The following is a 7,444-nucleotide window of genomic DNA, read 5'->3' as shown; positions in this document are numbered from 1 at the left end:
AGGAATTAAGGGGTCAGACCGGTTTCGCGGAATTGAGGTCGTGTTTCGCGGAATTGAGGTCCAGTTTCGCGGGAATCTCCAGCATAATCGCAAATTCCATTTGCCAGCCACTTTATCAAAGCTATATTTGACTGATACCAGGTTAATTTATGGGGGGAGAAGCTGCTACGACTGAATTTCACCTGGACTTTGTACAGCATTTGCATAATTTCATAAGTTATCACCAGATTTACATATGAAAAAAAGGCAGCCCGCAGGCTGCCTTTTTCAAATTTATCCTCTTAATACTGCTCCAGCTTTTTCTTCAAGAGCTGTAAGGACTTTATTATGTGCTTTTGCAATATCCTCGTCTGTCAGTGTTTTTTCTGGATCGAAGTATTTGAGTGAGAATGCAAGTGATTTCTTGCCTTCTTCCATTTTTTCACCTTCGTAAAGATCGAAAACATGTACTTCTTTTAAAAGTGCTCCGCCTGCTTCAGTGATGATCTTCTCCAGATCGCCGGCAGCAGTTGCTTTTTCCACAACAAGGGCTATATCCCTTGTGATGGACGGGAAGCGCGGTATTGCAGTGTACTGCAGCGGTGCAGTTTCTGCTTCTAATAATGCTTTTAGTGATAACTCGAACACATAAGTTTCTTTCAGGTCGAGTGATTTTTGCATGGTTGGATGAACCTGGCCGATGAAGCCGATGACATTGCCATTCAGCATAATTTCTGCCGTGCGTCCAGGGTGCAGTCCATCCTGCTGAGCCTTTTGGAATCCAAGCTGGCTTTCAAGACCCAGCTTGGCAGACAGTCCTTCTACAATTCCTTTTAGTACAAAGAAATCGACAGGCTTCTTTTCACCTTGCCATGGATGGCTTTCCCACAGGCCTGTGATGGCTGCAGCAAGATGTTCGCGCTCCTCTGGAAGTTCTTCGTTGTTGTTTTTCAGGAAGACTGCTCCCGTTTCATAAACAGCGACACTGTCAATCTGGCGGGCATTATTGTATTTCAATACTTCGAGCAGCTGTGGCACGATGCTTAAGCGCAACAGGCTGCGGTCTTCACTCATCGGCATTGCCAGTTCAACAGGCTCGCGCTTATCTAATGCGTATTGTGTTGCTTTTTCCGCGCTGGTCAGGGAATACGTCACTGCCTGGTAAAGCCCTGCGCCCTCCATGTAACGGCGGACAACACGGCGCTTTTTCTGGTATTCAGAAAGATGTCCAGGTGTTGATGGCCCCACTGGAAGGGTAGTTGGGAGGTTGTCATAGCCATACAGGCGGCCAACTTCCTCGATTAGATCTTCTTCAATTATGATGTCCCCTCGGCGAGTAGGAACTGTGACTGTGACCGTGTCATTATCGACAGATGTTTCGAACTTCAGGCGGGCAAAAATGTCCTCAACCTGCTTCATTTCAAGGTCTGTTCCCAATACTTTATTGATTTTTCCAAGAGTGGTTGAAACAACAGCCGGCTTCACATCGAGTGAATCTGCTTCCACTAAGCCGCCAAGAAGTTCCCCTCCGGCAAGCTCAATCATCAATTCAGCCGCACGTTCTGCAGCCGGGCGCACTCTCTCAGGATCCACGCCTTTTTCATAACGTGAGCTTGCTTCGCTTCGCAAACCATGGTCCTTTGAAGCCTTTCGGATGGCACCGCCTGTAAAATAAGCGGACTCAAGCAGGACAGTTGTTGTATCGCTGCCAACTTCGGAATTTGCTCCGCCCATTACGCCTGCAAGCGCTACGGGCTCTGTTCCGTTCGTGATGACTAGGTGATCAGGAGTCAATGTGCGTTTCACATCATCAAGCGTTTCAATCACTTCGCCATCTTTCGCGCGGCGTACAAGGATTTCTTTTGAGCCAAGCTTATCGTAGTCAAATGCGTGAAGCGGCTGGCCGTACTCCAATAAAATGAAGTTAGTGATATCAACTACGTTATTGTGAGGACGGATGCCTGCAGCCATCAGCCTTGTTTGAAGCCAAACTGGTGATGGGCCAACTTTTACATTCTTGATCACTTTCGCAACGTATAGAGGATTATCTTCTTTCGCTTCAACCGTTACGTTAATATAGTCGCTTGCCTGCTCTGATGAAGTCTCAGGCTGTGGATTTGGAAGTTTAACATCCTTACCTAGAATCGCTCCAACTTCATATGCGACACCAAGCATGCTCATTGCATCAGCACGGTTTGGCGTCAAGCCAAGCTCAAGGATTTCGTCATCCCTGTTAAGGACTTCTAGCGCGTTCTGGCCGATTTCCGTGTCAGGAGTGAAGTTATAGATTCCCTCAGCATACTCCTTCGGTGCCAGCTTGCCTTCGATGCCTAGCTCCTGAAGCGAGCAAATCATACCGTGGGATTCTTCCCCGCGAAGTTTTGCTTTTTTAATTTTGAAGTTGCCAGGAAGAACAGCACCTACTGTTGCAACCGCAACTTTTTGGCCTTTGCCGACATTAGGCGCGCCACAGATAATTTGGACTGTTTCACCGTTTCCAAGGTCAACGAGTGTTTTGTTCAGCTTCTCTGCATTCGGATGCTTCTCGCATTCAAGTACATGGCCGACAACTACGCCCTTCAAACCTTCATTTAATTTTTCTACGCTTTCTACCTCGATGCCGCTCTTGGTGATTTTTTCGGCAAGCTCTTCAGCAGATACGCCTTCCAAATCGATATATTCCTGCAGCCATTTATATGATACCAACATGGTTTGACCCTCCTAATCCTTATTCTTCAACTGAAAATTGCTTCAAGAAACGGACATCGTTTGTATAGAAATGACGGATGTCATCGACTCCATACTTGAGCATCGCGATACGCTCAGGTCCCATTCCGAATGCAAAGCCAGTGTATTTCTTTGAATCATAGCCTGCCATTTCAAGAACATTCGGATGGACCATCCCTGCTCCCAGGATCTCAATCCAGCCTGTTCCCTTACATACGCTGCAGCCTGATCCGCCGCAAATTTTGCAGGAAATATCCATTTCGACAGATGGCTCAGTGAAAGGGAAGAAACTTGGGCGCAGACGGATTTCGCGGTCTTCGCCGAACATTTTCTTTGCAAAAACTTCAAGAGTTCCCTTTAGGTCGCTCATTCTAACATTTTCATCGACAACAAGCCCTTCAATCTGCATGAACTGGTGGGAGTGTGTCGCATCATCGTTGTCGCGGCGATATACCTTGCCTGGGCAGATGATTTTTACAGGGCCCTTGCCTTGATGCTTTTCCATCGTCCTTGCCTGGACAGGGGACGTGTGTGTGCGCATCAATGTTTCTTCTGTGATATAGAAGGAATCCTGCATATCACGAGCTGGATGTCCCTTCGGAAGGTTCAATGCTTCAAAGTTATAGTAATCCTTTTCAACTTCCGGGCCTTCTTCTACTGTGTAACCCATGCCGATGAAAAGATCTTCAATTTCTTCGATGATGCTTGTAAGCGGATGATGGCTGCCAGTCTTTACGGGTCTGCCAGGAAGGGTTACATCAATTTCTTCAGCTGCCAATTGTTTTTGGACGGCTGCCTCCTCGAGTTCCTTTTGCTTCATTTCAATCTGGCCGGAAATCGCATCGCGAACTTCATTTGCCAGGGCACCCATTTTCGGCCTTTCTTCAGCCGATAACTTGCCCATTCCTTTTAATACTTCTGTGATTGGACCCTTTTTTCCAAGATAGGAAACGCGAATATCATTTAATTCTTTAAGGTCAGCTGCTGCGGCCACTTTTTCAAGAGCCTCAGCCTGCAGTTCTTTTAAACGATCCTGCATGGTAAATCCTCCTTCATATTCTTCTTTTTTGAACACAAAAAAACCTCATCCCGGATAAAGGGACGAGGTTCATGGTTATCGCGGTACCACCCTTTTTAACAGGCAATACAGTTATGTATTACGTGTTCGCTTCATTGAGATAACGGCTTGTGCCGGTGCATCTTTACGCTTATAAAAGCGGTCCCGATGCCAACTCAGGAGGTGAACTTCGCTTGTATGTTCCATAAAAATGCTTCCAGTCACCGGCATTTTCTCCCTGTATGGCCATCTTCAAGCTACTTTTCTCCGTCATCGTTTTTAAAATATTATTTTTGCTGTTTATTATATTATAATCTTGGCGCAGTATCAAATGGTTTCAGCGCCTATTTTGCTGTTTTTAAATAATATAGCAGAATACCTGCGGCGACAGCGACATTCAGAGACTCACTTTTACCGTAGATTGGGATATAGAGATTTTGCGTTGTTTTGTGCAGCAGTTCTTTCTTTACACCGCTTCCTTCATTTCCAACGAGAAGGGCGAAGGAGTCCTTATTTTCCACTTCTGTATAAACCACTCCATTTTCAAGCGCAGTACCATAAACCGGGATGTGCTCAGCTTGAAGTTTAGTGATCCACTCGGAGAGGTCGCCACTTAACACTGGCAAATGGAAATGGCTTCCCTGGGCAGAACGCAGCACTTTCGGATTATACATATCGACACTGCCTTTTCCGACAACGACTGCATCAATCCCGGCTGCATCGGCTGTCCTGATCATCGTACCCAGGTTGCCCGGGTCCTGGACAGAATCGATCAGCAAATAGCTTTTTCCTTTTGTCAGCGTCTGCTTCGGCTGCCGGCATACTGCAAATATCCCCTGAGTCGTTTCCGTATCAGCAAGCTGCCTGCTGATTTCATCCGTCACAACCGTAACAGGAATAGAACCGTAATCGAGACCAGGCGGCAACTCCGTTTTTTCGCTTAAAATGATTTCCTCAACATCTTCCTGTTTCGTAAGTGCTTCTTCAACTAAATGGAAGCCCTCGACAAGGAACATGCCAGTCTTGTCTCGTTCCTTACGCGTCAGCAATTTCTTCCATTGTTTAACTTGCGAATTTTTATCAGATTGAATGTACTTCAACTCTGGCTCTCCTTTAAAATGGCTTGTCAATTTTATTATTATAGCTCAAAACAGATACATAATAAAACCAAAATTGTTAATCCTATAACCATCTTGGTATTTTGAAAGGAGTTTGAGCAAAGGATGAACTTAAACCTTAGGAATGCTGTCATTTCAAATGTAGCAGGAAATTCACAGGACGAGCTTAAAGATACGATCGTCGACGCAATCCAGAACGGCGAGGAAAAAATGCTTCCAGGACTGGGAGTTTTGTTCGAAGTCATCTGGCAGAACGCTTCTGAAGAAGAAAAGCAGGAGATGCTGAATGCCCTGGAAGATGGATTGAAAGGAAAGCAATGAATTGGGAAGGACTCCTTCATTTTGAGGAGTTCTTTTTTTATAATATTGTTGCTTTTACACCAAGGTAAATACCGGGAATATCTTCACATATATGATTTATCCTGATAACCAACAATCAATGCGAAATAGCCTTTTATAAAATAAAGAAGAGGAAGCCATCGGCTCCCTCTTTTATTGCTTATTCAAAAGTGATTTTTTCAACTGTTTCTTTATCAAGACGCTTAATGACTTCAACGATCAGCTTTACAGCGTTTTCGTAGTCGTCACGGTGAAGCATCGCTGCATGTGAGTGGATGTAACGTGTCGCAATTGTGATGGACAACGCCGGTACACCGCGATGTGTCAGGTGGATAGCACCAGAATCCGTTCCTCCGCCTGCTACTGCATCGAACTGATATGGAATGTTCAGTTCATCAGCCAGGTCTGTGACAAAGTCACGAAGTCCCTTGTGAGATACCATCGATGCATCATAGATGATGATCTGTGGTCCATCACCCATTTTGCTTAGCGCTTCTTTTTCGGTTACGCCAGGAGTATCGCCGGCAATTCCTACATCAACGCCGAAAGCGATGTCAGGCTGAATCATTTGTGCAGAAGTTTTCGCGCCGCGAAGGCCTACTTCTTCTTGTACTGTTCCAACGCCATATACAACGTTTGGATGCTCTGCATCTTTAAGACCCTTCAGGACATCGATAGCGATTGCACAGCCAATGCGGTTATCCCACGCTTTTGCAAGAAGCATCTTTTCATTGTTCATGACAGTAAATTCGAAGTAAGGTACTACCATGTCGCCAGGAGTAACTCCCCATTCCTTTGCTTCGTCACGGCTTGAAGCACCAATATCGATGAACATATCCTTGATATCAACTGGCTTTTTGCGTGCTTCTGCAGGAAGGATGTGAGGCGGTTTAGAACCGATGACCCCAGTGATTTCGCCTTTGCGGGTAACGATGGTCACGCGTTGAGCAAGCATAACCTGGCTCCACCAGCCGCCGACTGTCTGGAAGCGGATGAATCCTTTGTCATCGATGCTTGTCACCATGAAGCCAACTTCATCAAGATGGCCAGCAACCATAATTTTTGGTCCATTTTCATTGCCGACTTTCTTAGCAACCAGACTGCCCAGGCCGTCCGTACTTACTTCATCAGCAAATGGAGTTATGTATTTCTTCATTACTTCTCTTGGCTCACGCTCATTGCCGGGAATGCCTTTGGCATCGGTTAAATCTTTCAGCATTGTTAATGTTTCATCTAATTTCGCCATTATTTCGACTCCCTTAATATGTAGTTTCGAATCCTATTATACTAGACATGCGGGGTATTGTACAAAAAATTCTGCCTAATAGCCTTGTCGCTGCCTCTCATAATTTACTTCATTTTTCTTAATATATGCCTGTTCAATTTGATCTTCATTCAAGCCGAGCAGCTGGGCAAGCTTCAGGTAGCTCTGGAATAATTGTTCGTAATCTTCTTTTTTGCGGCTGTTCCTGAATTTTTGTACGGACTCATAAATCGCCAGGAACTGCTTGGTAGTGTCCAGTTCATCCGATTGGCTTTGCGAAATTGTCTCGAGATTATCATAACCACACTCAATACCCAGAGACAGGATAAAATGAACTCCATCCACAAATTCCTCAAGGATGATCTCTGTTTTGGAGGGCGGCTTTACACTCCAAAACTTGAAGCATCTCGTTTCATTCGCAAGCTCGCCGATTTCAACAAGCAGCGCCAGAACCTTCCTGTCAAATAAATCTTCTTCCTCTAACTTATGCTGCGACTCGATATGGCGGTCCAGTGCTTTTTGCATTTTAAATAGGGTGATTGTATTCATTGTTCAACTCCATCTAGTCATTTATTGGGATCCAGACAGCTTTCTCCTTCGAATCCTCCAATTCTGTCTCAATTCCGAGGTTATTTTGACAGCTTTTCCTTGTTTCCCTTCAAACCTGTCATAATTCCGGACTTTTCTTGACAGCTTTTCCTGTGTTCAGTTAAACCTGTCACAATTACGGGCTTTTCTTGACAGCTTTTCCTGTGCTCCCATCAAACCTGTCACAATTACGGGCTTTTCTTGACAGCTTTTCCTGTGCTCCCATCAAACCTGTCACAATTACGGGCTTTTCTTGACAGCTTTTCCTGTGCTCCCCTCAAACCTGTCATCATTTCGTGCTTGTTATAGTCTCTTATACTCTTCTTACACTTCTGACGAAACTATCTGTGTATATACACCTCACTCTTTTAC

Annotated in this window: 6 protein-coding genes and 1 other annotated feature; of the genes, 1 reads left to right on the top strand and 5 read right to left on the bottom strand. The window is 45.1% G+C overall.

The window, feature by feature from the left end; all coding sequences use genetic code 11:
- Nucleotides 1–273 precede the first annotated feature (273 nt).
- The 3 genes from pheT to J7I80_RS23150 all read right to left on the bottom strand — a co-directional run bounded on the left by pheT (nucleotide 274) and on the right by J7I80_RS23150 (nucleotide 4,863).
- The gene (gene pheT, locus J7I80_RS23160; protein ID WP_214741850.1) at nucleotides 274–2,688 is read right to left on the bottom strand and encodes a phenylalanine--tRNA ligase subunit beta; all 2,415 of its coding nucleotides are present in this window, start codon (nucleotides 2,686–2,688) and stop codon (nucleotides 274–276) included.
- 19 nt (nucleotides 2,689–2,707) lie between these two features.
- On the bottom strand, nucleotides 2,708–3,745 hold the full coding sequence (pheS, locus tag J7I80_RS23155) for a phenylalanine--tRNA ligase subunit alpha (protein ID WP_214741848.1): 1,038 nt from the start codon (nucleotides 3,743–3,745) through the stop codon (nucleotides 2,708–2,710).
- A gap of 55 nt (nucleotides 3,746–3,800) precedes the next feature.
- Nucleotides 3,801–4,046 (bottom strand) — a binding site (T-box leader).
- A gap of 61 nt (nucleotides 4,047–4,107) precedes the next feature.
- Nucleotides 4,108–4,863 (bottom strand): TrmH family RNA methyltransferase, encoded by a 756-nt coding sequence (locus tag J7I80_RS23150; protein WP_214741846.1) that lies wholly within the window; start codon nucleotides 4,861–4,863, stop codon nucleotides 4,108–4,110.
- A 123-nt stretch (nucleotides 4,864–4,986) separates the two neighbouring features.
- On the opposite strand from J7I80_RS23150, the gene sspI reads away from it, so the two are divergent.
- Complete coding sequence (gene sspI, locus J7I80_RS23145) at nucleotides 4,987–5,202, top strand: small acid-soluble spore protein SspI (RefSeq protein ID WP_023627056.1); 216 nt, start codon at nucleotides 4,987–4,989, stop codon at nucleotides 5,200–5,202.
- Nucleotides 5,203–5,380: 178 nt separating this feature from the next.
- Here the strand turns inward: sspI and J7I80_RS23140 are convergent, their stop codons facing one another.
- Nucleotides 5,381–6,466 (bottom strand): M42 family metallopeptidase, encoded by a 1,086-nt coding sequence (locus tag J7I80_RS23140; protein ID WP_214741844.1) that lies wholly within the window; start codon nucleotides 6,464–6,466, stop codon nucleotides 5,381–5,383.
- Nucleotides 6,467–6,541: 75 nt separating this feature from the next.
- Nucleotides 6,542–7,033, bottom strand: a complete 492-nt coding sequence (locus tag J7I80_RS23135; protein ID WP_214741842.1) for a dUTP diphosphatase — start codon at nucleotides 7,031–7,033, stop codon at nucleotides 6,542–6,544.
- Nucleotides 7,034–7,444 lie beyond the last annotated feature (411 nt).

Source organism: Bacillus sp. ISL-41 (genome assembly GCF_018613235.1).
Lineage (GTDB): Bacteria > Bacillota > Bacilli > Bacillales > Cytobacillaceae > Mesobacillus.
Note: the sequence above shows the minus strand (reverse complement) of the source record. Positions and strands in the feature narration are given on the sequence as shown.